The 22,118-nt window shown below is 71.3% G+C and carries 20 protein-coding genes and 1 pseudogene; 10 read left to right on the top strand and 11 right to left on the bottom strand.

What is annotated here, in order from left to right; genetic code table 11:
- The 3 genes and pseudogenes from ACLL81_RS13545 to hemC form a co-directional block, all read right to left on the bottom strand.
- Positions 1–343, bottom strand: a pseudogene (locus ACLL81_RS13545) (hypothetical protein); the annotation flags it as partial.
- Positions 340–1,044: a uroporphyrinogen-III synthase gene (locus ACLL81_RS13540; RefSeq protein WP_411288881.1), complete on the bottom strand. Its 705-nt coding sequence runs from the start codon at positions 1,042–1,044 to the stop codon at positions 340–342. The gene ACLL81_RS13540 and the pseudogene ACLL81_RS13545, both read right to left, overlap by 4 nt.
- Positions 1,045–1,164: 120 nt before the next feature.
- The gene (hemC, locus tag ACLL81_RS13535; protein ID WP_411288880.1) at positions 1,165–2,127 is read right to left on the bottom strand and encodes a hydroxymethylbilane synthase; all 963 of its coding nucleotides are present in this window, start codon (positions 2,125–2,127) and stop codon (positions 1,165–1,167) included.
- Between the two features lie 69 nt (positions 2,128–2,196).
- Here hemC and tsaD point away from each other — a divergent pair, with 69 nt between their 5' ends.
- Genes tsaD through ACLL81_RS13515 form a run of 4 tightly spaced genes read left to right on the top strand, consistent with a single transcriptional unit; the run spans position 2,197 to position 4,926 of the window.
- Positions 2,197–3,291, top strand: coding sequence for a tRNA (adenosine(37)-N6)-threonylcarbamoyltransferase complex transferase subunit TsaD (gene tsaD, locus ACLL81_RS13530; protein WP_411288879.1), 1,095 nt, complete (start codon positions 2,197–2,199; stop codon positions 3,289–3,291).
- On the top strand, positions 3,288–4,277 hold the full coding sequence (locus ACLL81_RS13525) for an NAD(P)H-dependent glycerol-3-phosphate dehydrogenase (protein WP_411288878.1): 990 nt from the start codon (positions 3,288–3,290) through the stop codon (positions 4,275–4,277). Before tsaD ends, ACLL81_RS13525 begins: the two co-directional genes overlap by 4 nt.
- A gap of 12 nt (positions 4,278–4,289) precedes the next feature.
- Positions 4,290–4,574, top strand: coding sequence for a YciI family protein (locus tag ACLL81_RS13520; RefSeq protein WP_411288877.1), 285 nt, complete (start codon positions 4,290–4,292; stop codon positions 4,572–4,574).
- Positions 4,537–4,926 carry a Rieske (2Fe-2S) protein gene (locus ACLL81_RS13515; protein WP_411288876.1) on the top strand — a complete coding sequence of 130 codons (390 nt, stop codon included), beginning with the start codon at positions 4,537–4,539 and terminating at the stop codon, positions 4,924–4,926. The genes ACLL81_RS13520 and ACLL81_RS13515 overlap by 38 nt, the downstream gene beginning before the upstream one ends.
- A gap of 53 nt (positions 4,927–4,979) precedes the next feature.
- Here the strand turns inward: ACLL81_RS13515 and ACLL81_RS13510 are convergent, their stop codons facing one another.
- Both ACLL81_RS13510 and ACLL81_RS13505 read right to left on the bottom strand, forming a co-directional pair.
- On the bottom strand, positions 4,980–5,729 hold the full coding sequence (locus ACLL81_RS13510; protein WP_411288875.1) for a creatininase family protein: 750 nt from the start codon (positions 5,727–5,729) through the stop codon (positions 4,980–4,982).
- Between the two features lie 61 nt (positions 5,730–5,790).
- On the bottom strand, positions 5,791–6,237 hold the full coding sequence (locus tag ACLL81_RS13505; RefSeq protein ID WP_411288874.1) for a hypothetical protein: 447 nt from the start codon (positions 6,235–6,237) through the stop codon (positions 5,791–5,793).
- Positions 6,238–6,416: 179 nt separating this feature from the next.
- Between ACLL81_RS13505 and acs the strand changes: the two genes are divergently transcribed.
- The 4 genes from acs (at position 6,417) to ACLL81_RS13485 (ending at position 13,740) form a co-directional block, all read left to right on the top strand.
- Complete coding sequence (gene acs, locus ACLL81_RS13500; protein ID WP_411288873.1) at positions 6,417–8,765, top strand: acetate--CoA ligase; 2,349 nt, start codon at positions 6,417–6,419, stop codon at positions 8,763–8,765.
- Between the two features lies 1 nt (position 8,766).
- Entirely contained in the window at positions 8,767–9,741 is a 975-nt protein-coding gene (locus tag ACLL81_RS13495; protein ID WP_411288872.1) for a small ribosomal subunit Rsm22 family protein, read from the top strand.
- Between the two features lie 66 nt (positions 9,742–9,807).
- Entirely contained in the window at positions 9,808–10,791 is a 984-nt protein-coding gene (locus ACLL81_RS13490; protein WP_411288871.1) for an NADP-dependent oxidoreductase, read from the top strand.
- A 117-nt stretch (positions 10,792–10,908) separates the two neighbouring features.
- Positions 10,909–13,740: a M16 family metallopeptidase gene (locus ACLL81_RS13485; RefSeq protein WP_411288870.1), complete on the top strand. Its 2,832-nt coding sequence runs from the start codon at positions 10,909–10,911 to the stop codon at positions 13,738–13,740.
- 1 nt (position 13,741) lies between these two features.
- On the opposite strand, the gene ACLL81_RS13480 is transcribed toward ACLL81_RS13485, so the two are convergent.
- Positions 13,742–15,043: an Hsp70 family protein gene (locus tag ACLL81_RS13480; RefSeq protein WP_411288869.1), complete on the bottom strand. Its 1,302-nt coding sequence runs from the start codon at positions 15,041–15,043 to the stop codon at positions 13,742–13,744.
- A 115-nt stretch (positions 15,044–15,158) separates the two neighbouring features.
- Positions 15,159–17,447, bottom strand: a complete 2,289-nt coding sequence (locus ACLL81_RS13475) for an NADP-dependent malic enzyme (protein WP_411288868.1) — start codon at positions 17,445–17,447, stop codon at positions 15,159–15,161.
- Between the two features lie 257 nt (positions 17,448–17,704).
- On the opposite strand from ACLL81_RS13475, the gene dapB reads away from it, so the two are divergent.
- Positions 17,705–18,481 (top strand): 4-hydroxy-tetrahydrodipicolinate reductase, encoded by a 777-nt coding sequence (gene dapB / locus ACLL81_RS13470; RefSeq protein ID WP_411288883.1) that lies wholly within the window; start codon positions 17,705–17,707, stop codon positions 18,479–18,481.
- Here dapB and ACLL81_RS13465 read toward each other — a convergent pair.
- The 4 genes from ACLL81_RS13465 to coaBC are packed head-to-tail and all read right to left on the bottom strand — an operon-like array spanning position 18,468 to position 21,262.
- Positions 18,468–19,037 carry a GNAT family N-acetyltransferase gene (locus ACLL81_RS13465; RefSeq protein WP_411288867.1) on the bottom strand — a complete coding sequence of 190 codons (570 nt, stop codon included), beginning with the start codon at positions 19,035–19,037 and terminating at the stop codon, positions 18,468–18,470. The two genes, dapB and ACLL81_RS13465, sit on opposite strands and share 14 nt — an antisense overlap.
- Positions 19,001–19,615 (bottom strand): hypothetical protein, encoded by a 615-nt coding sequence (locus ACLL81_RS13460; protein ID WP_411288866.1) that lies wholly within the window; start codon positions 19,613–19,615, stop codon positions 19,001–19,003. The genes ACLL81_RS13465 and ACLL81_RS13460 overlap by 37 nt, the downstream gene beginning before the upstream one ends.
- A 1-nt stretch (position 19,616) precedes the next feature.
- Complete coding sequence (dut, locus tag ACLL81_RS13455) at positions 19,617–20,051, bottom strand: dUTP diphosphatase (protein WP_411288882.1); 435 nt, start codon at positions 20,049–20,051, stop codon at positions 19,617–19,619.
- A 20-nt stretch (positions 20,052–20,071) separates the two neighbouring features.
- Positions 20,072–21,262, bottom strand: a complete 1,191-nt coding sequence (gene coaBC / locus ACLL81_RS13450; RefSeq protein WP_411288865.1) for a bifunctional phosphopantothenoylcysteine decarboxylase/phosphopantothenate--cysteine ligase CoaBC — start codon at positions 21,260–21,262, stop codon at positions 20,072–20,074.
- A gap of 117 nt (positions 21,263–21,379) precedes the next feature.
- Here coaBC and ACLL81_RS13445 point away from each other — a divergent pair, with 117 nt between their 5' ends.
- Positions 21,380–21,952 (top strand): hypothetical protein, encoded by a 573-nt coding sequence (locus ACLL81_RS13445; protein WP_411288864.1) that lies wholly within the window; start codon positions 21,380–21,382, stop codon positions 21,950–21,952.
- Positions 21,953–22,118 lie beyond the last annotated feature (166 nt).

The following is a 22,118-nucleotide window of genomic DNA, read 5'->3' as shown; positions in this document are numbered from 1 at the left end:
CTACGGCTGCGCCCGAGGTGCGGCGCTCCTGGCTCTCCAGGGCGGCGATGCGGGCGTTGAGGCGGTCGATCTCATCGGGCGGCGGGGGCGGGAGCGCGGCGGCGGGCTGGCCGAGGGTCTGGGCGAACGGCTGGCCCGCAGGGAGCTCGGAGACCGGGGCCGGCTGGGCGCGCGGCGCGGGCTTGTTGGCCAGGTAGCGCGGCGCGAGGGTGGCGACGCCGGCGCCGGCCAGGACGCAGAGCACGCAGAGCGCGATCAAGGCCCAGAAGCTGGGGCCCATCAGGTTGCGCGGGCGGTACTCGGCGGGGTCGCGCGGGGCGCCGGGATCGGGGGAGACGCTCATGGCCGGCGGTCTATCAGATTGAGCAGGGCGGCTTCGAGGGGGAACGGCGGATAGGCCTTGCCGCCCATGGCCGTGCGCGAGAGGGGCTTGATCACCGCCTTGGAAAGGCCCAGCGCCCGCAGGCCCGGCGCCGGGCGGACCTTCAGCAGCTTGGCCAGAACCTGGGCGGCGCGGGGGCTGTGCAGCAGGGCCGCGTCGCACTGGACCAGCAGTTCGGTCCGCTCGTCGCTGAGCGCCACGGGGCCGGTCTCGTAGAGGATCAGGTGGCGGGCCTCGACCCCGTGCTTGCGCAGGGCGCCGGCGAAATCGCCCGCCGGTTCCGAGGCGCCGGGGTGCAGGACGGCCCCTTTCAGCTCTCTGCGGCGCAGGCCGATGCCTTCGGCCAGCGCATCCACGTCGCCGTCGGCGGACAGCACCGAGCGAAACCCCGCGGCGCGGGCGGCCTGGGCGGTGGCGGAGCCCACGGCGAACACCCGGATCGCCCGCTCCGCGCAACCGTCGGCGAAGGCCCGGACGCCGTTGGCGCTGGTGAAGGCCAGGGCGGCGACGCCCGTCAGGTCGATGTCGACGCCCGTGAGGTTGCGCACCTGCAGCAGGGGAGAGACCATCGCGTCATGGCCGAGCGCCCGCACGCGCTCGGCGGTCGCCTCCGCGCCGGGCTGGGCGCGGGTGATCCAGATCCTTTGTCGGCGGACGGCCATGCGGCGATCCTACGCCCTACCCCTTTAACTTTGGACAACAACCGTGACGGGCCGCAGACCCGCGATCAATGGCGCCGAGCGGCCGGCCGCGCGTCTTCCCAGGACCGTGGCCGAAAGGCCTCAGAGGACGATGGCGTCGCCGGCTTCGCCCTTGATCGCCTGGCCCAGCGACATGCCCAGGTCGTGGGCGGAGGCGGCCGGATCGGCCATGCGGGTGACGTCCTGCTCGCCTGCATGCCGGAACCGCTGGCGGCCATCGGGAGACAGGGCCTCGATGATCAGGTGCAGGGCCGCGCCCTCGAACCAGGCGTGCGCCCCGATCGGCGTGCGGCAGGAGCCCTCCAGAGCAGTGAGCGCGCCGCGTTCGGCGGCCACGGCGACCATGGTGGCCTCGTGGCGCAGGGCGAGCACCCAGGAAAGGTCGCGGTCGGCGGCGCGGGTCTCGATGGCCAGGGCGCCCTGGCCAGGGGCCGGCGGGGCTTGCTTCGGGTCGATCAGGCTCATGGGCAGATGCCCCAGCCCCAGGCGCTTCAGGCCCGCGTAAGCCAGGATGATGGCGTCGGCCTCGCCGGCGTCGAGCTTGGCCAGGCGGGTGTCGACGTTGCCGCGCAGCAGTTGCACCTGCAGGTCGGGGCGGCGGAACAGCGACTGCGCCTGGCGCCGCAGGCTGGCGGTGCCAAGGACCGCGCCGTGGGTCAGGTCCTCCAGGCGCTCCGCGCCGCGGCTCAGGAAGGCGTCGCGGGGGTCCTCGCGCTCGGGGATCGCGGCGATGCACAGGCCCTGCGGCAACACCGAGGGCATGTCCTTCAGCGAATGGACGGCGCAGTCGATGCGTCCCTCCAGCAGGGCGTCCTCGATCTCCTTGGTGAACAGGCCCTTGCCGCCGATCTCCAGGAGGCGGCGGTCCTGCACCCGGTCGCCGGTGGTGGTGATGACGGTCAACGGCGCCACACGCGCCACCTCTGCCCCGTCGCCGGGGTCAGCGCCCAGGGCCTGGGCGATCTGGCGCTGCATCTGGCCGGCCTGGGCGAGGGACAGCTTGGAGCCGCGGGCGCCGATCCGGACGGGCGGTTGCGTGGGCACGGTCGTCGGTCTACCTCGGGAGGACAAGCGTAGGGCCTGCTACAGGAGCAGGCCGCCCCCGGCAACCGGATGACCCCCAGCACACTCACCGTCCTTGGCCTGGAGACCAGCTGCGACGAGACCGCGGCGGCGGTGGTGCGCCGGTCAGGCGACGGCGCGGTGACGGTGCTCTCCTCGGTGGTGGGCAGCCAGATCGCCGCCCACGCCCCCTATGGCGGGGTGGTGCCGGAGATCGCCGCGCGGGCGCATGTAGAGACCATCGAGGCCATCGCCGGCGAGGCCCTGCGCGAGGCGGGTGTTGGTTACGCCGACCTCTCCGGCGTGGCGGCCACCGCCGGCCCCGGCCTGGTGGGCGGGGTGATGGTCGGCCTGTCGTTCGGCAAGGCGGTGGCGCTGGCCCGCGGCCTGCCGTTGATCGCCGTGAACCATCTGGAAGGCCATGCGGTCTCCGCCCGGCTGGATGCCGACGTGGCCTATCCGTTCCTGCTGCTGCTGGTTTCCGGCGGGCACTGCCAGCTGCTTGCGGTAGACGGGATCGGCGCCTGCCGAAGGCTGGGCACCACCATCGACGATGCGGCCGGTGAGGCGTTCGACAAGATCGCGAAGACGCTGGGCCTGCCCTATCCCGGGGGCCCGGCGCTGGAACACCTGGCCAAGGGCGGCGACCCCGACCGGTTCGTGCTGCCCCGCGCCCTGCTGGGCCGCAAGGACTGCGACTTCTCGTTCTCCGGCCTGAAGACCGCCGCGGCGCGGCTGGCCGAGGGGCTGACCACAAACGCCGAGAAGCGCGACCTCGCCTGCGCCGTCCAGGCCGCCATCGCCCGCCAGCTCGCCGAGCGCACCGACCGGGCCATGCAGGCCTATGCCCACGCGCACGAAGGCCGGGACCTGCGCTTCGTGGTGGCGGGCGGCGTGGCGGCCAACGCCACCGTGCGCGCCCGCCTGACGGAGATCGCTACGGCCCGGGGGTTCTCGTTCACCGCCCCGGCCCTGGCCTACTGCACCGACAACGCCGCCATGATCGCCCTGGCCGGCGCCGAGCGCCTGGCGCTGGGCCTCACCGACGGACTGGACGCCGCCGCCCGGCCGCGCTGGCCGCTGGACGAAGCCGCGGCGCTGGCCAACCCCATCCATGTGGCCGGGCGCAAGGGAGCCAAGGCATGAAACGGGCCGGCATCATCGGCGGCGGCGCCTGGGGCACGGCGCTGGCCCAGGTCTGCGCCCGCGCCGGCCTGGAGGCGACCTTGTGGGCCCGGGAGCCCGAGGTGGTCGAAGGTGTCAACAGCGCCCACGAGAACCCCCTGTTCCTGCCAGGCATAAGGCTTGAGCCCGGCATCCGCGCCACCTCGGACTTCGCAGACCTGGCCGACAGCGACCTGGTGCTGGCCGTGGCGCCGGCCCAGCACCTGCGCGCCGCCATGACCGCCTTCGCCCCGCACGTCCGCGAGGGCCTGCAGATCCTGCTGTGCGCCAAGGGCGTCGAGCAGGGCTCCCTGAAGCTGATGACGCAGGTGCTGGCCGAGACCATCCCGCAGGCGGCGGCCGCCGTTTTGTCGGGCCCCAGTTTCGCCGGCGAGGTGGCCCGCGGCCTGCCCACCGCGGTCACCCTGGCCTGTCCCGACGAGGAGCGCGCGCGCCTGCTGTCCGAAGCCATCGCCACGCCGACCTTCAGGCCCTACTTCGCCACCGACATGATCGGCGCCGAGGCCGGCGGAGCGGTCAAGAACGTGCTGGCCATCGCCTGCGGCGTGGTTGAGGGCCGCGGCATGGGCCGCAGCGCCCACGCCGCCCTGATCACCCGCGGCTTTGCCGAGATGACCCGGCTGGCTGTAGCGCTGGGCGGCGAGGCCGAGACGGTGGCCGGGCTCTGCGGCCTGGGTGACCTGGTGCTGACCTGCTCCAGCCCCCAGTCACGCAACATGAGCGTCGGCCTGGCCCTGGGCGGCGGCATGACCCTGGAAGAGGCCCTGGCCGGCAAGCTTTCGGTGGCCGAGGGCGTGGCGTCGGCGCCTGCCGTGCGCGCCCTGGCGGCGAAGCTCGGCGTCGACACGCCCATCTGCGAAGCCGTGGCCGCCATCCTGGCTGGAGAGGTGGGTGTCGATGAAGCCATCGCCGGCCTGCTCGCCCGGCCCCTGCGCGAGGAACGTTAGAGGAAAATCCCCATGGCCACGTTTGCCCTGATCTGCATCGACAAGCCCGCCGCCCTCGACCTGCGCATGGCCACCCGCGAGGCGCACCTCGCCTGGGCCCGCGACCGCATGGCGGAAATCAAGCTGGCCGGCCCGTTCCTCAACGAGGACGGGACCATGGCGGGCTCCATGTTCATCCTGGAGGCCGCCGACCTGACCGCCGCCAAGGCGTTCAACGCCGCCGACCCCTACACCAAGGCGGGCCTCTTCGAGCGCGTCGATGTGCGCGCCTTCCGCGTCACCCTTGGCCAGCTTTAACCCCGTCAACGCCGCACGGCCCGCGGCCGGGGTCAGGCTCTGCACCCTGGCCGAGATCGCCGATCCGGGCGCAAAGGGCTTCCGGTTCCGGGCCGAGGCGCGGCTGTTCGCCGGCTTCGTGGTGCGCACCGGCGCCAAGGTGATGGGCTATGTGGACAGCTGCCCGCATGCGGGCTGGCCGCTGGCCGCCCTGGACGACCGCTACCTGACCCGGGACGCCCGCCACATCCTGTGCGCCGGCCACGGGGCGCTCTTCACCCTCGACGGCGCCTGCGTCACCGGCCCCTGCCTGGGGGACCACCTGGCCGCCTGGCCCGTGGAGCTGCGCGGCGACGCGGTGTTCACCGCCTAGTGTGCTGGTTCTGACGTTCGCCACAGGCGCAGACGAATTTCTGAATCGCTACACTAGGCGGGCGCAACCTCCGCCGAGAATTCCGCCACGTCGGCGATCAACGAGGCCGCGGCCTGGGCGACCAGCTCGCCGCCCTTCTCCGGGGTAGCCTGGCCGGGGTCGGAGCCCATCCGGCCGTCGGCATAGCGGGCGCGGAAGTCCAGCGCCTCGCGGATCGGCCCGGTGGGCGCCACCTGGGGGGCGTAGTTGGCGGACTTGATGGCGTCGGGATAGGCCCACTGGGTCACCGCGATCTCCGACGGCGTGGCGTGGCTGCCGTGGCCGGTGGGGAACTGGCGCTGGGCGATGGCCATCACGCCCTTCAGCTCCCACCAGTTCTTCAGCTTGCAGGCGAAGCCGCGGGGGCGCCCGGCATAGCTGGCCTCCGCATAGAGCTCGGAGAAGGCCGCCTCGATGGTGGCGACGTTGCCGCCGTGGCCGTTCAGGAAATAGATCTTCTCGAACCCGTGGTAGGCGAGGCTTTTGCACCAGTCGCCGATCGCCGCCATGAAGGTGGAGGGCCGCAGCGCGATGGTGCCCGGGAATCCCAGGTGGTGCTGGGCCATGCCGATGTTGAAGGTGGGCGCCACCAGCAGGTCGCCGGTTTTCTGCGCCGCGTTGGCGATGATCTCCGGGCACATCCAGTCGGTGCCCAGGAGGCCGGTGGGCCCGTGCTGCTCGTTGGAGCCGATGGGGATCACCACCGTCCTGGAGCGCGCCAGGTAGTCCTCGATCTCCTGCCAGGTGGAGAGGTGCAGCAGCATGGGCGGGAATCCTTCGTCGCTCGGTCCAGGCGTCCCGCATAGGCCGTTCGCGGGCCGCGGGCTAGCGAGGCGGCGGACCCGCCACCTGGATCTGCAGGTCGGTGGCCTGCATGGCCACCAGCCGCCAGCCGCGCTGGCCGGTCCCCTTCGCGAAGGTCAGGAGGCAGCGCTCCTCCGCCGTCAGGTCGCGCAGACAGACGCGCCGGCCGTCCAGCACCTTCATCTGCACCACCAGCTGCGCCGAGCTGGGGGCGCTGGGCAGAGCCTGGCCGGTCTCGGCGCGGACCAGATGGAAGGCCTCCGGGGCGATCATCCGGTCCAGCGCCGCGTCTGACGGGCCGCCCTCGATATCGACGCCGTTGGCGCGGGCCACCTCGATGAGCTGGCGGCGCAGGTCCTGGCGCAGCGCAGCGCGGTCGATGCGGGCCTCGAAGCCGATCCGGTCGCGGGCCTGGGCGGCGGTGAGGAACCGCTCCACCCCCTTGGCCGCGTCCGCCCGCGTGCCCATGCCGCACCCGCCCAACGCCGCCGAGAGCGCCGCTAACGCCACTATCACACCGCTGCGAACCATCGCGGGGAAGATGGCGGCGCCCCTGAGTCGCGGCAAGCGTGGCCGATGCGGCGTGTTGCGCAAGGTGGCCCTCTACGCTTACTCCACACCTGAACGAATGCAGGGAGTGTGCGCAGGTGGCCGACGGCGAGATTTTTCCGGTTCCCGAGGCGTGGGCCGAGCGCGCGCACATGGACGCGGCGGGCTACGACGCGGCCTGCGCGCAGGCCAAGGCCGACCCTGACGGCTACTGGGCCGGCGTCGCCGGGCGCCTCGACTGGATCAAGCCGTTCACCCAGGTGAAGGACGTCTCCTTCGACGCCAAGGACTTCCACATCCGCTGGTACGCCGACGGCGTGCTGAACGTGTCGGTCAATTGCCTGGACCGGCATCTGGCTGAGCGCGGCGACCAGCGGGCGCTGATCTGGGAGAGCGACGACCCGGAGGTCTATGACGCGTTCACCTACCGCGAGCTGCACGCCGAGGTCTGCCGATGGGCCAACGTGCTGAAGGCCAGGGGCGTCAAGAAGGGCGACCGGGTGACCATCTACCTGCCGATGATTCCGGCGGCCGCGGCCACCATGCTGGCCTGCGCGCGGATCGGGGCGGTGCATTCGGTGGTGTTCGGCGGCTTCTCGCCCGACAGCCTGGCGGGGCGCATCCAGGACTGCGAGTCCAAGGTGGTGATCACTGCAGACGAGGGCGTGCGCGGCGGCAAGATCGTGCCCCTGAAGCTGAACGTCGACGAGGCGCTGAAGTCGTGCCCCGGCGTCACCGACGTCATCGTGGTGCGGCGCACGCGGGCCGATGTGCCGATGAAGGCCGGCCGCGACGCCTTCTACGGCGACCTGAAATCCCAGGTGTCGGCGGAATGCGACCCGGAGCCGATGAACGCAGAGGATCCGCTGTTCATCCTCTACACCTCCGGCTCGACGGGGAAGCCCAAGGGGGTGCTGCACACCACCGGCGGTTACCTGGCCTGGGCGGCGCACACCCATGAGCTGGTGTTCGACTACCGGCCGGGCGAGATCTTCTGGTGCACCGCCGACATCGGCTGGGTCACCGGCCACTCCTACGTGGTCTATGGGCCGCTCGCCAACGCGGCCACCACGGTGATGTTCGAGGGGGTGCCCAACTATCCCACCAGCTCGCGCTTCTGGGAGGTGGTCGACAAGCACCAGGTGGAGATTTTCTACACCGCCCCCACCGCCATCCGCGCCCTGATGCGTGAGGGCGACGCGCCCGTGCTGCGCACCAACCGAGAGTCCATCCGCCTGCTGGGCACGGTGGGCGAGCCGATCAATCCGGAGGCCTGGCAGTGGTACCACCGGGTGGTGGGCTGGGGCCGCTGCCCGATCGTCGACACCTGGTGGCAGACCGAGACGGGCGCCTGCCTGATGAGCCCGCTGCCGGGGGCCACGCCCCTGAAGCCCGGGTCCTGCGCCAAGCCGCTGCCGGGAATCTGGCCGCAACTGGTGGACGCCGAAGGCGAAGTGCTGGAGGGCGCGGTGAGCGGCAACCTGTGCATCACCGATAGCTGGCCCGGCCAGATGCGCACGGTCTATGGCGACCACGAGCGGTTCATCTCCACCTATTTCACCACCTATCCCGGCAAGTACTTCACCGGCGACGGCGCGCGCCGCGACTCCGACGGCTACTACTGGATCACCGGGCGGGTGGACGACGTGATCAACGTCTCCGGCCACCGGCTGGGCACCGCCGAGATCGAGAGCGCCCTGGTGGGCCACGAGGCAGTGGCCGAGGCCGCCGTGGTGGGCTTCCCGCACCACATCAAGGGCCAGGGCATCTATGGCTTCGTGACGCTGAAGGTCGGCGTCGCCGCCACCGACGCCCTACACGCGGATCTGCGGGGCCAGGTGCGGCGCGATATCGGGCACTTCGCCGCGCCCGACGTGTTGCAGTTCGCGCCAAGCCTGCCGAAGACCCGGTCCGGCAAGATCATGCGCCGCATCCTGCGCAAGATTGCCGAGGACGACCTTTCCAACCTGGGCGACACATCCACCCTCGCCGACCCGTCAGTGGTGGACGACCTGGTGAAGAACCGCGGCGCGCGGCGGGGCGACGACGCCATCGTCAGCGGCGGCCAGCGGCTGTCGGCGGGGGAGATCGAGGCGACGCTCGCCCGTCACGAGGCGGTGGCCGAGGCGGTGGTGGTGGGCGTGGCGCACACCACCAAGGGCGAGGCGGTCTGGTGCTACGTCCGGGCGCACGAGGACGTCTCGGTGACCGACGTGCTGGCCGCCGACCTGAAGGGCTTCATTCGCCGCGAGCTGGGCGCCCACGCCGTGCCCGAGGTGGTGCAGTTCGCCGCCGACCTGCCGCGGACGCCTTCGGGCGAGGTGGTGCGGCCGATGCTGCGCCAGATCGCCGAGGGCGATGCCGCCAACCTCGGCGACACCACGGGCCTGAGAGATCCGTCGGTGATCATCGCCCTGGTGAAGGCCCGCGCTCAAGCCCTGGCCTGACGTGTCGCCGGAGCTGCCCGCGGTCCTGGGCGCCGCCATCGGGCGCGAGCTTGAGGGCGTATCGCGCAAGGACCTGGCGGTCCGCGCGGCCAGGACATCGCAGGCCTATCGAGCCGCAGACACATCCGAAAGGGCCATTCTGTGCCGGGACGACGCCCTGGCCTACGCCCTGGCCAGGCTGCCGGCCACCTATGCCGCGACGGCGGCGGTGTTCGCCGAAACGGCGCGCATCGCGCCCGGATTCGCGCCAACCAGCCTGCTGGACGCCGGTTCCGGCCCCGGCGGCGGCAGTTGGGCGGCCCTGGAGGCCTGGCCGGGCGTCGCCCAGGTAACCTGGCTCGACGCCAATGCGCCGTTCCTTGAGCTGGCCGGGCGGCTGGCGGCGGGCGGCCCCGCGGCGCTGGCGGCGGCGCAGGGCCGGCGGGTGGATATGACCGCCGGCGGGCCCTGGTCCCCCGCCGACCTGGTGCTGGCGAGCTACGCCCTGGCCGAGATCGCGCCCGCCCGGCAGGCGGCGCTGGTGGCGGAGTTGTGGGCCGCCTGCGCGGGCGTGCTCGTGCTGGTGGAGCCCGGCACCCCGGCAGGCTATGGCCGCATCCTGGCGGCTCGCGACGGGCTGATCGCGACCGGCGCGCAGGTGCTGGCGCCCTGCCCGCACCAAGCGGCCTGCCCGCTCGCAGCCCCCGACTGGTGCCACTTCGTGCAGCGCCTGCCCCGCAGCCGCGACCACCTGATCGCCAAGGAGGCGGAGGTCCCCTTCGAGGACGAGAAGTTCGCCTACCTGGTGGCCGCCCGACCGCAGGTGACGGCGGGCGCGCGCAATCCCCGCGTGCTGGCTCAGCCGCGGGCCGGCAAACCCGGGATCGACTTCAAGCTCTGCGGCCCCGACGGCCTGGAACATCGGTTCGTCGCGCGCCGCGACAAGCAAGCCTACGCGGTGGCCCGGCGGCTCAGATGGGGCGACCCGTTTCAGTGAAGGCTTGAGGCGGGGGCGCGCACGCGGGATAGGTCGAGCGAGCTTCGCGCCAACCCCGGAGACCCCATGCCCAAGAGCCGCGAGATCCACCTGACCCGACGCCCGGCCGGCATGCCGCAGGAGAGCGACTTCACCCTGGTGGAGCGCGACGTGGCCGACGCGGGCGACGGCGAGGTGCTGGTGCAGAACCTCTACATGTCCGTGGACCCGGCCATGCGGCCCAGGCTCACCGCCGGCCAGGCCCTGGACGAGGCGATGATGGGGGGCGCGCTGGGCCGGGTGGTCCAGTCGAAGCACGAGGGCTTCGCGGTGGGCGACCTGGTCACCAATCGCCTGGGCTTCCGGGAGTATTTCACCAGCGACGGCAAGGGCCTGACCAAGCTCACCCCCGATCCGGACCTGCCGCTCACCGTGCACATGCACGCCCTGGGGATGACCGGCTTCACCGCCTATGGCGGCCTGCTGCACATCGGCGCGCTGAAGGACGGCGAGCAGGTGTTCGTCTCCACCGCCGGCGGGGCGGTGGGCTCGGTGGCGGCGCAGATCGCCAAGATCAAGGACTGCTACGTGGTGGGCTCCACCGGCTCCGACGAGAAGGCCCGCTGGCTGTCCGACGAGGTCGGGCTCGACGCGGTGATCAACTACAAGACCCAGCCAATCCGCGGGGCCCTGGAAGCGGCGACGCCCAAAGGCCTGGACGTCTATTTCGACAATGTGGGCGGCGACCACCTGGAGGCGGCGCTGCGGCGCATGAACACGCTTGGCCGCATTCCGGTCTGCGGGTTCATCTCGGGCTACAACTCGGGGCGCTCGGCGGTGTCGAACCTGTCCAACATCATCTATTCGCGGGTGATGCTGCGGGGCTTCGTCGGCACCGACTTCATGCACATGTACGGCGACTTCCAGCGCGACATGGCCGGCTGGCTGAAGGACGGGCGGGTGAAGTACCAGGAGACCATCCGCGAAGGGATCAGCCAGGCGCCCCAGGCGCTGATCGGCCTGATGCACGGCGACAACGCCGGCAAGATGCTGGTCAGGGTGTCGAGCTGAGCCGCGCGGCGGGCCCGGGGCCGCAGCATTGGCGGCCCATCATGACAACCCCGTAAGCTTCCGCGGGCCGGTTTGGGTGGTAAGGCTTCGGCCAGACCCTCAAACCGGGAAGCTTTCATGCACCGCACCGCCCGTGCCGCCGGCCTCGCCGTCTTCCTCGCCACCACGGCGCTCTCGGGCGCCGCCCTGGCCCAGGCCCAGCCGGCCACACAGGTCCCGTCGATCGTCTTCGAGGAACGCACCCTGGCCAACGGCATGAAGGTGCTGACCTCCCTGGACCGGGCCACCCCCAATGTCTCCGTGCAGGTCTGGTACGGAGTGGGCTCCAAGGACGACCCGCAGGGCCGCTCGGGCTTCGCCCACCTGTTCGAACACATGATGTTCAAGGCCACCAAGGACCTGCCGTCCGAAAGCATCGACCGGATGACCGAGGACGTGGGCGGGTTCAACAACGCATCCACCTACGACGACTTCACCAACTACTACGAGGTGGTCCCGGCCAACCACCTGGAGCGGCTGATCTGGGTGGAGAGCCAGCGGCTGGGCTTCCTGGTGGTGGACGAGGCGGTGTTCAAGTCGGAGCGCGACGTGGTCAAGGAAGAGCTTCGCCAGCGGGTGCTGGCCTCGCCCTATGGCCGGCTGTTCGCCCTCTACCTGCCGCAGGCGAGCTACACCACCCACCCCTACAAGCGCCCAGGGATCGGCTCCATCGAGGAGCTGGACGCCGCCACCATCGATGACGTGCGCGCCTTCCACCAGGCCTATTACCGGCCCGACAACGCCGCCCTGATCGTGGTCGGCAACTTCGACGAGGCCCAGCTCAACGGCTGGATCGACCGGTACATGGCGCCCATCGCCAAGCCCGCCCAGCCGATGCCGCGGGTGACGGTGAAGGAGCCCGCGCGGGCGCAGGCCGGGGTGTTCAACGGCTATGGCCCCAACGTGCCGCTGCCGGCGGTGGCGCTGACCTGGCAGGGGCCGTCGGCGTCCCACCCCGACTCCCCGGCGCTGAAGGTGCTGGACGCGATCCTCTCAGGCGGCAAGTCGTCGAGGCTCTACAACGCGCTGGTCTATGAACAGCAGATCGCCGCCGAGGCGCTCTCCAGCGCCGACCTGCCGGCCGACCCCGGCATGATCGTGGTGGGCGCCATCATGGCCAGCGGCAAGACCCTGGAACAGGGCGAGGCGGCCCTGCTGGCGCAGGTGAAGCGCCTGCGCGACGCCGCGCCCACCGCCGCCGAACTGAACGAGGCGAAGAATGAACTGGTCACCGCCAAGCTGCGCGAACGCGAGACCATCGACGGCCGCGGCTTCGCCCTGGGCTACGCCCTGCAGATCGACGGCGATCCCGCCAAGGCCAACAGCGAGCTTTCCGACCTGCAGGCGGTGACCGCCGCCGACGTGCAGCGGGTGGCGGCCAAGTACCTGCCCGAGAACCGCCGGATGAGCGTCCGCTACCGGGCCGAGACCGACCGGCCCAAGGGCGAGGCGGAGGTGAAACCCCCGGCGCCGCCGAAGAGGGTCGCCACCTATTCCGGCCCGATCTACACCCTGGCCGCCGAGGCTCGTCGCCAGGCGCCGCCGCCCCTGGCCGAGCCGGTGAGCCCGGTGCTGCCGAAACCCGCCGAGCGCACGCTGGCCAATGGGCTGCGGGTGATCGTGGCCAGGTCCTCGAACCTGCCGCTGGTCACCGCCGACCTCACCGTGAAGACCGGCGCCTGGGCCGACCCGCAGGGCCTGGCGGGCGCCGCCGGGATGACCGCCGGCATGCTCACCGAGGGCACCAAGACCCGCTCCGCCCAGCAGATCGCCAGCCAGATCGAGGCGCTGGGCGCCACGCTGGACGCAAGCGCCGGGCTGGAGTCCTCGTCGGTGACCCTGAACGCCATGCCCGACAAGCTGGCCGCCGCCCTGCCGATCATGGCCGACGTGGCCAAGAACCCTGCCTTCGCCGCCGAGGAGCTGGAGCGGCAGCGCCAGCAGGCCCTGGACGGCCTGCAGGTGGCCTACCAGGAGCCCGGCCAACTGGCCGCCTTCGCCGCCGCGCCAGTGGTGTTCGGCGGCACGGCGTTCGGCCACCCCACCGGCGGCACGCCGGCCTCCATCGCCCGCCTGAAGCCCGAGCACCTGTCGCAGATCCACCGGGCGAGCTTTCGGCCCGACAACGCGGTGCTGGTGCTGACCGGCGACATCACCCCCGAGCAGGGCTTCGCGCTGGCCGAGCGGGCGTTCGGGGGCTGGGCCCGCCCGGCCGGGCCCCTGGCCGCGGCGCCTAACATCAACCCGCAGGGCCGGCCCCGCGCCGTGGCCATCGACCTGCCCGGCACCGGCCAGGCCTCAGTCAATGTGCTGCGCCCCGGCATCGCCCGCAGCGACCCGGACTACTATCCCGGCATCGTCGCCAACACCGTCCTGGGCGGGGGCTATTCCGCCCGCCTGAACCAGGAGATCCGCATCAAGCGCGGGCTGTCCTATGGCGCCCGGGCCAGCCTCGCCGCCAACCGCACCACGGGTTCCTTCCGGGCCAGCGCCCAGACCAAGAACGAGTCGGCCGCCGAGGTGCTGGACCTGATCAAGGCGGAGATGACCAAGCTGGCCACCGAGCCCGCCGGCGCCGACGAGCTGAAGGCGCGCAAGTCGGTGCTGGTGGGTGGCTTCGGCCGGCAACTGGCCACGTCGGGCGGCCTGGCCGACATCCTGGGCGAGTTCGCGGTCTATGGCGTGCCGCTCGACGAGGTGGGCCGCTACACCGACAAGGTCGAGGCGGTCAGCGCCGCCGAGGTGCGCAGCTTCGCCGGCCGGGTGATGGACCCGGGGCAGGCCAGCGTCATCGTCGTCGGCGACGCCAAGGCCTTCTCCGCGCCGCTGAAGGCCAAGCTGCCCAACCTGGAGGTGATCGCGGTCACCGACCTGGATCTGGAGAGCCCGACCCTGCGGAAGGCGAAGTAGCTCAAGCCCGCGTCGTCCAGCGGCTGAGGTCGCGTTCACGGCCCATCAGGGCTAGGCCCGAGGCGATGGATTCCAGTTCCGCGCCGGTCTCGATCCGTGAGGGCTCGAACCGGCGGTGGAAGATCGCGCGGACCGCCGGCACCAGGGACGAGCCGCCGGTGAGGAACACCCGGTCGATCCCCTCGGGCGCCAGGTTGGCGTCGGCCAGGGCGGCGTTCACCGCGGCCTCGATCCGGGCCAGTTCCGGGGCGATCCAGCCCTCGAACTCAGCGCGCGCCACGTCGCGGACCAGGGAGATGGAGCCCGCCTCGAAGCGGAACTGCGCCCGGTCGTCCGCCGACAGCGCCTCCTTCAGCCGCGAGACCGCGCGGTAGAGCTGGTAGCCGTAGTTCTCGTCCAGGGTCTCCACCAGGCGGGCGATCTTCGCGGGCTCCGTGGCGTCGCGCACCAGCCGGCGGATTTCGCGCATGTCGCGGCTGGCCCGCATCAGGGCTAGCTGGTCCCAGCGGGCGAAGGCCGAATAGTAGCGGTTGGGGATCGGCAGCACCTTGCCGAAGCTCTCGTAGCTCGACCCCTTGCCCAGGGCCGGCGACACCAGCCGGTCGATGATCCGGTAGTCGAAGGCGTCGCCGGCCACGCCCACGCCGGAGCGTCCCAGAGCCTGGCTGCGGATCTCGCCGGCCTGGCGCTCGAAGCGGATGATCGAGAAGTCCGAAGTGCCGCCGCCGAAGTCCCCCACCAGCACCGTGGCGTCGTGGTGAAGTTCTCGGGCGAAGAAAAAGGCCGCCCCAACCGGCTCGTAGGCATAGAGGATTTCGGAGAACCCCATCCGCGCGAAGGCGGTCTCGTAGCGCGCCAGGGCCAACGCTTCCTTAGGCGCGGCGCCGGCGAAGGTCACCGGCCGGCCGACGATCACTCGGGACGGCAGGTCGGCCATCCCGGGGCCTGCATAGTCGCGCAGCTTCAGCAGGAAGGCGGAGAGCAGATCCTCGAAGCGGTAGCGGCGGCCGAGGATCTGCGTCTCCGAGAAGCTCTCCGAGGCCGCGAAACTCTTGAACGACTGGATGAAGCGGGTCTCGACAGGGTCCTCGACATAGGCGTCGATCGCCCAGGGGCCCGCGGCCACGGTGCGTTCCTGTGGATGCTCGGCCGGGGCGTGGAAGGATAGCGCAGAGCGGAAGGCGAACAGCTCGCCCTCGGGCGCGGAGAAATTGACCAGGTGCGCCGGCCCGCGCGCGTCGGCCAGGGCCACCACCGTGTTGGTCGTCCCGAAGTCGATGCCGAGGCTAAAGGCGGAACTCATGGTCGGGGGTCCTGTCCCAGCGGCCGATCGCGGGGCGCTTGCGGGCTCGGTGGCTGGAACCCCCTCCACCGCTTCGCGGTCCCCCTCCCCCTGGGGGGGGAGGAACGCGCGCCTTCTAGCTCTCGACCTCCACCAGCGGGCGGTCGTAGGCGCAGACGGTGGCCATGTGCAGGATCCGGGAGACCGAGGCTGACAGCGGACAGATCTGCACGGCCTTGTCCATGCCCAGCAGCAGCGGCCCGATCACCGTGGCGCCGCCGATGGACTTCAGGAGTTGGGTGGAGATGGCGGCGGAGTGGATGGCCGGCATGATCAGGACGTTGGCCGGGCCGGTGAGGCGCATGAACGGATAGTTGCCGCGCCGGGCAGGCTCCAGGGCCAGTTCCGCGGGCATCTCGCCCTCGTACTCGAAGTCCACCTCGAGCTCGTCCAGCATGGCCACGGCCTCGCGGACCTTCTCGGAGCGCTCGCCCATGGGGTTGCCGAAGGTCGAATAGCTCATGAAGGCGACCCGAGGCGTGTAGCCCAGGGTGCGGACCGCACGGGCGGCCTCGATGGCGATCTCCACCAGGTCCTGGGCGCCCGGCATCTCGGTGACGTTGGTGTCGGCGATAAACAGGGTCCGGCCCTTGGCCAGCACCACGCTCATGCCGATCACCCGGCCGTCCGGCGACGGGTCGATCACCCGCAGCACCTCTTCCAGCACCTGGTCGAAGGCCCGGGTGACGCCGGTGACCATGCCGTCGGCGTGGCCGAGCGCCACCATGGAGGCGGCGAAGGAGTTGCGATCCTGGTTGATCAGCCGCTGGATGTCGCGGCGCAGGTAACCCTCGCGCTGCAGGCGGGCGTAGAGGTTGTCGACGAAGGCCTCGTTCCAGTGCGACAGCCGCGCGTTGATGATCTCCAGCTTCACCTCGCCGGGGTCGAGGCCCACCAGGGCCATGTTCTCGTGCACCAGGTCCTCGCGGCCCACCAGGATGGCCTGGCCCAGGCCGGCGCTCTGGAAGGCGTAGGCGGCGCGGATCACGCTGGGTTCCTCGCCCTCGGCGAAGACGATGCGCTTCTTGGGGCCTGACAGGACCGCGCCCTGCAGCTTCTGCAGGAAGGCCGCGGTGGGATCGAGACGCTGGGCGAGGCTGGACCGATAGACGTCCATGTCCTCGATGGGCTTGCGGGCCACGCCGGTGTCCATGGCCGCCTGGGCCACGAACGGCGGGATGTACCAGATCAGGCGCGGGTCGAAGGGTGTCGGGATGATGTACTCGGGCCCGAACTTCAGCTGCAGGCCGTGATACGCGGCGGCCACCTCATCGGGCACATCCTCCCGGGCGAGCTGGGCCAGCGCATTGGCGCAGGCGATCTTCATCTCCATGTTGACGCGCCGCGCCCGCACATCCAGCGCGCCACGGAAGATGTAGGGAAAGCCCAGGACGTTGTTCACCTGGTTCGGATAGTCGCTGCGGCCGGTGGCGACGATGGCGTCGGGACGGACGGTGTAGACCTCCTCCGGGGTGATCTCCGGGTCCGGATTGGCCATGGCGAAGATGATCGGCTTGGGGGCCATGGCCTTGACCAGGTCAGCGGTGAGCGCGCCCTTCACCGACAGGCCGATGAACACGTCGGCGCCCACCAGGGCCTCGGCCAGCGTGCGGTGCGGCGTGTCGACGGCGTGGGCCGATTTCCACTGGTTCATGTCCTCGCCGCGGCCGCGCCAGAGCACGCCCTTGCGGTCCACGGCGATGACGTTGGCGGGCCGGATGCCCATGGCCTTGATCAGCTCGAGGGTGGCGATGCCCGCGGCGCCCGGGCCGTTCAGCACCACCTTGACGTCCTTCAGGTCGCGCCCGGTGATGTGGCAGGCGTTGATCAGGCCTGCGGCGCAGATGATCGCGGTGCCGTGCTGGTCGTCGTGGAACACCGGGATGTCCAACAACTCCTGCAGCTCGGTCTCGATGCGGAAGCACTCCGGGCTCTTGATGTCCTCCAGATTGATGCCGCCGAAGGTGACGCCGATGTTCTTGATGACCGTGATGATCTCGTCGGGATCGGTGGCCATGACCTCGATGTCGATGGCGTCCACGTCAGCGAAGCGCTTGAAGAGCACGCCCTTGCCCTCCATCACCGGCTTCGAGGCCAGGGCGCCCAGGTTGCCCAGGCCCAGGATGGCCGTGCCGTTGGAGATCACCCCCACCAGGTTGCCCTTGGAGGTGTAGTCGTAGGCCGCGTCCGGATCCTCGGCGATCTTCAGCACAGGCACGGCGACGCCCGGGGAATAGGCCAGCGAAAGATCCCGCTGGGTGGCCATCGGCTTGGTCGCGGCGATGGCGATCTTCCCGGGCGTGGGATAGCGGTGGAAGTCGAGGGCTTCCTCGTCCGTAAAGGTGCGTTTCTCGGCGTCGCTCATGCGGCGGCGGTCCTTCAGGCGGCCAGACCCTTTCCGGTTCAAGTCGCTTGAACCGGATGAAAAGGGTCTGTCTTCAAAAATTGAGAGCGTGACGGGCGCCGAAACCGGCATCCACTTTCGGCTGTCACGCTCCGGGGGCGGTGAGAAGGGGCGCAACCTACAGAGCCCGGGCCGTCCAAACAACCTTTCGGCGCAGCTTGACCCGGCGCCCCGGCTCGCGAGACTACGGCCTGACTTCGTTCTCCGGAGAGACCCCGCTGTCCCAGGGCCCGATCAGGATCGCCGTCGCCGGCGCGCTGGGCCGCATGGGCCAAGCCATGTGCGAGGCTGTGCGCGCGGCCGACGGCCTCGAACTGGCCGCCCGCTTCGACCGGCCGGGCGTGGCTGGCGATGACCTGGTGAGCCTTGAGGACGCCCTGGCCCGCGCCGACGTAGTGATCGACTTCACCACCCCCGACGCCTCGGCGGCCCTGGCGGCTCAGGCGGCGGAGCGCGGCGTGGCCCTGGTTGTCGGATCCACGGGTCTGGGCGAAGCGCATCTGGCGGCGATCACGGAGGCCAGCCGGCGGATCGCCATCGTGCGGGCCGGCAACCTGTCGCTGGGGGTCAACATGCTGCTGGGCTTTGTGCGGCAGGCGGCTCGGGCCCTGCCGGCCGAGGCCTACGACATCGAGGTCTTCGAGGCCCACCACAGGCGCAAGGTGGACGCGCCCTCGGGCGCCGCCCTGATGCTGGGCGAGGCCGCCGCGGCGGGGCGAGGCACACACCTGAGCAAGGTGGGGCGGCGCGCCCGCGACGGGATCACCGGGGCCAGGCCCGTGGGCGAGATCGGTTTCTCGGTGATGCGCGGCGGCGGCATCGTCGGCGAGCACAGCGTGACCTTCGCCGCCGAGGACGAGATCCTCACCCTTGCCCACTCGGCCCGCGACCGGGGCCTGTTCGCCCGGGGCGGGGTGGCGGCCGCCCGCTGGGTCGCCGGCCGGGCGGCGGGGGAATACGACATGCAGGACGTGCTGGGGTTCAGCGACCGCTGAGGCGGGCGTAGACCTGCTGGTCCCAGAACCGCCCCTTCCAGAAGGCGTGATCGCGCAAGGTCCCCTCGCAGGTGAACCCGTGCGCCGCCAGCAGGGCCGTGGACGCCACATTGCCCGGCGTGACCATGGCCTCGATGCGATGCAGGCCCAGGGCGCCGAAGCCGGCCTCCAGCACCGCCGGCAGCACCTCGGCCATCACCCCCTGACGCCGTGCGCCCCGGACCACGTCATAGGCGATCTCGCCCCGGGACGCGCGCTCGCGGACGATGCTGTTGAAGCCAACCGTGCCCTTGAAGGCGCCGGCCCGGTCGCGGATCGTCCAGCGGACCCCCGCCTCACCAAGGCCGGTCGCCCAGTCGATGATGGCGTCAGCCTGAGCGGGATCGGTGAGGGGCTGGATGTCCATGTGCTCCACTGTCGCCGGGTCGGCGAAGTGGGCGAAGAGGTCGTCGCGGTCGGATGCCGCCAGCGCCCGCAGCACAAACCGCGGGGTCTCGATGGCCAGGTCCCGCAGGACGCTCAGCGCGTGGCCTCGGGCGGGGCCGGCTTGGGCCACATGGCGTCCACCGCGGCCTGCAGGTCGCCGGTGACGCCGCGGCGGACCAGGGACAGGCCTTCCAGCTCCACGGCGTCACCGCGCAGCAACCGGTCCTGCAGGCCGTAGCCCAGGCGATAGATGGCCCGGTCGGTGCGGGTCTTGCCGTCCTCGATGAACACCGTGACCACGCCCACCGGCACCCGACCCTTGGCCTCGTCGCCGCGCGGCACGTCGCGCAGGGCCTTCTTCAGGCCCCCCGCGAACCAGTCTCGCTCGATGCGCGGGTTGCCGGTGGTTTGAATGGGCTCAGCGCGAACGGCGCTGGGAAAATGCAGGGTCTGGGTCTGGATCACCTGGTCGGGCTGGGCGGAGGCGAGCGCGATGCGGCCGCCGCCTTCGCTGGGGGTCCCGGTCATCAGGAAGGCCCTGGGCGCGGCGCCGGCCTTCAGCTCGGCCAGGTGGGCGCGTTCTTCGGCCCGGTCGCGGCGGTTGTCCCAGTAGCCCAGGCCGGCGATCACCACGGCCAGGATCGCCACTAGCTCGCCCAGGGAGGGCCAACGGAGGCCGCCTTTCCGCTTCGGGGTGGGCTCGTTCACCTCAGCGCCCGCCCGTGGAGCCGAAGCCACCGGGCCCGCGGACGGTTTCGTCCAGGCTCTCCACCTCGCTCCAGACGGCCTGGACCACGGGGGCGATGACCAGCTGGGCGATGCGGTCGCCCCGGCGGATGGTGACGTCCTCCGCGCCCAGGTTGACCAGGATCACCTTCACCTCGCCGCGGTAGTCGGCGTCCACGGTGCCGGGGGAATTCAGGCAGGTGATCCCTGACTTGGCCGCCAGGCCCGAGCGGGGCCGCACCTGGCCCTCGAAACCCTGCGGCAGGGCGAAGGCCAGGCCCGTGGGGACCGGGAACCGCGCGCCCGGGCGCAGCACCAGAGGGTCTTCTTCCGGCACCGCGGCGCGCAGGTCCATGCCGGCGGCGCCCGAGGTCTCATAGGCCGGCAGAGGCAGGCCCTCTGCGTGGGGCAGGCGCATGATCGGGACGGTCGGGGCCACTAGACCTCCTGAGCGATACGGGCGGCGAGGCGGCGGGCCACCTCGGCCTTGGGCATACGCTCCCATCGCTCGATTCCGCCGGCGGAGACGATGGCCACGGCGTTGTCGTCGCCGCCCATGGTTCCGGCCACGCTGACGTCGTTGGCGACGATCCAGTCGCAGCCCTTGCGGGCAAGCTTGGCGGTGGCGTTGGCCTCAACGTCGTGGGTTTCCGCCGCAAAGCCGATCACCAGCCGGGGCCGGCGCGGGTCCCTGGCCAGCGTCGCCAGGATGTCGGGGTTCTCGGTGAGCGCGATGGCCGCGGGCGCGCCGTCGCTCTTCTTAATCTTGCGGTCGCCCAGGGTTTCGGGACGCCAATCGGCCACGGCGGCGACGCAGACGGCGATGTCGGCGGGCAGCGCCGCCTGGCAGGCCGCCAGCATGTCGCGGGCGCTCTCCACATCAATTCGGGTGACCCCGGGAGGCGCGGCCAGAGCCGTGGGGCCGCTGACCAGGGTCACCCGGGCGCCCAGGGCCGCCAGGGCGCCGGCGATCGCGTAGCCCTGCTTGCCGGAGGAGCGGTTGGTGATCACCCGCACCGGGTCAATGGCCTCGGCTGTGGGGCCGGCGGTGACCAAGGCGTGCTTGCCGGCCAGCGGGCCAGCCGCGGAACCGGCCAGGGCCGCGCGGATGGCCTCGAAGATGGCGGCGGGTTCAGCCATCCGGCCCGGCCCATACTCACCGCAGGCCATGGCGCCCTCGTCGGGGCCCACGAACAGCACGCCGTCGGCCTGCAGGGTGGCGAGGTTGCGCCGGGTGGCGGCGTGCTCCCACATCCGCACGTTCATGGCCGGCGCCATGAGCACGCGCTTGTCGGTGGCCAGCAGGGTGGTGGAGGCCAGGTCGCTGGCCAGACCGCCGGCCGCCTTGGCCATCAGGTCGGCGGTGGCCGGGGCGACCACCACCAGGTCGGCGGAGCGGGATAGCTCGATATGGCCCATCTCCGCCTCGTCGGTGAGCGAGAAGAGGTCCTGGTGAACCTTGTCCTCGGCCAGGGAGGCCAGCGACAGGGGGGTGATGAATTCGGCGCCCGCGGCGGTCAGGATTGGGCGCACGCCGACGCCGGCCTTGCGCAGCAGCCGGGTGAGTTCGAGCGTCTTGTAGGCCGCGATGCCGCCGCCCACGATCAGGAGAACCCGCTTGCCGTCCAAGGCCTGCCGCCCCTTGCTGGAAGGAGGCGCCGCTTTACCCCATGCATAGAGACTCGACAAACCCGGCGATCTCTGTTCTTTCTTTGTTCCAGAGAAGCCATGACAGGGAGAATGAGGATGGCTGGGTTGAAGACGGCGCTCACCGCAGCGCTCATGGGATCGGCGGCTTTGGCGTTGCTCAGCGCCTGCGACAACGGCCCGTCCGCCGTGGCGCAGAAACAGGCGGCGGGAACGCAGATGGCGCAGACCGCCGATACTGCCCCGACCGAGGCGGCCGAGGCCGGGGCGCCGCGGGCCGACCACCGCGACGATCCGGTGAAGCTGGTGGACGGCAAGCCCATGTGGTCGGCCAGCCGCCGCTATTCCGCGGAGGAGAGCGCCCAGCGCAGCTTCGCGCGCAACGGCGAGGCCTTCGGGGCCCGCAATGTCGACCAGTTCATCAAGAAGGCTCACGCCTTCGTGGAGGGGCCACCGACCGGCACCAAGACCCTGACCCGGGCCAACGGCGACACCATGTTCTACGACCCCAAGGGCAATGTCTTCGCCGTGGCCAACAAGGACGGGGCGCCTCGCACCATGTTCAAGCCCGACGAGGGGGCGGCCTACTGGGAAGCGCAGAAGGCCCGCGAGGCGCGCCGCCAGACCGCGCGCAGCGAGCGCCGGGCCCGCACGTCTGACGACGAGGCTTAGACGGCCCATCCCCGCGCTTCATGGGGAGGGTGGATGGCGCAGAACGCGCGAGCGGGGTGGGGCTCCGCGGAGTTCGCGCCGGCCGCGTCAGTCTCTACGGCGAATGGTCCCCCTCCCCGCTTTGCGGGGGAGGAAGGTCTGGTTCGGGCTACCCGACCAACCCGCC

The sequence above is a fragment of the Phenylobacterium sp. genome (assembly GCF_046590535.1).
GTDB lineage: Bacteria > Pseudomonadota > Alphaproteobacteria > Caulobacterales > Caulobacteraceae > Phenylobacterium.
This window is presented reverse-complemented; position numbering and strand designations above follow the sequence as displayed.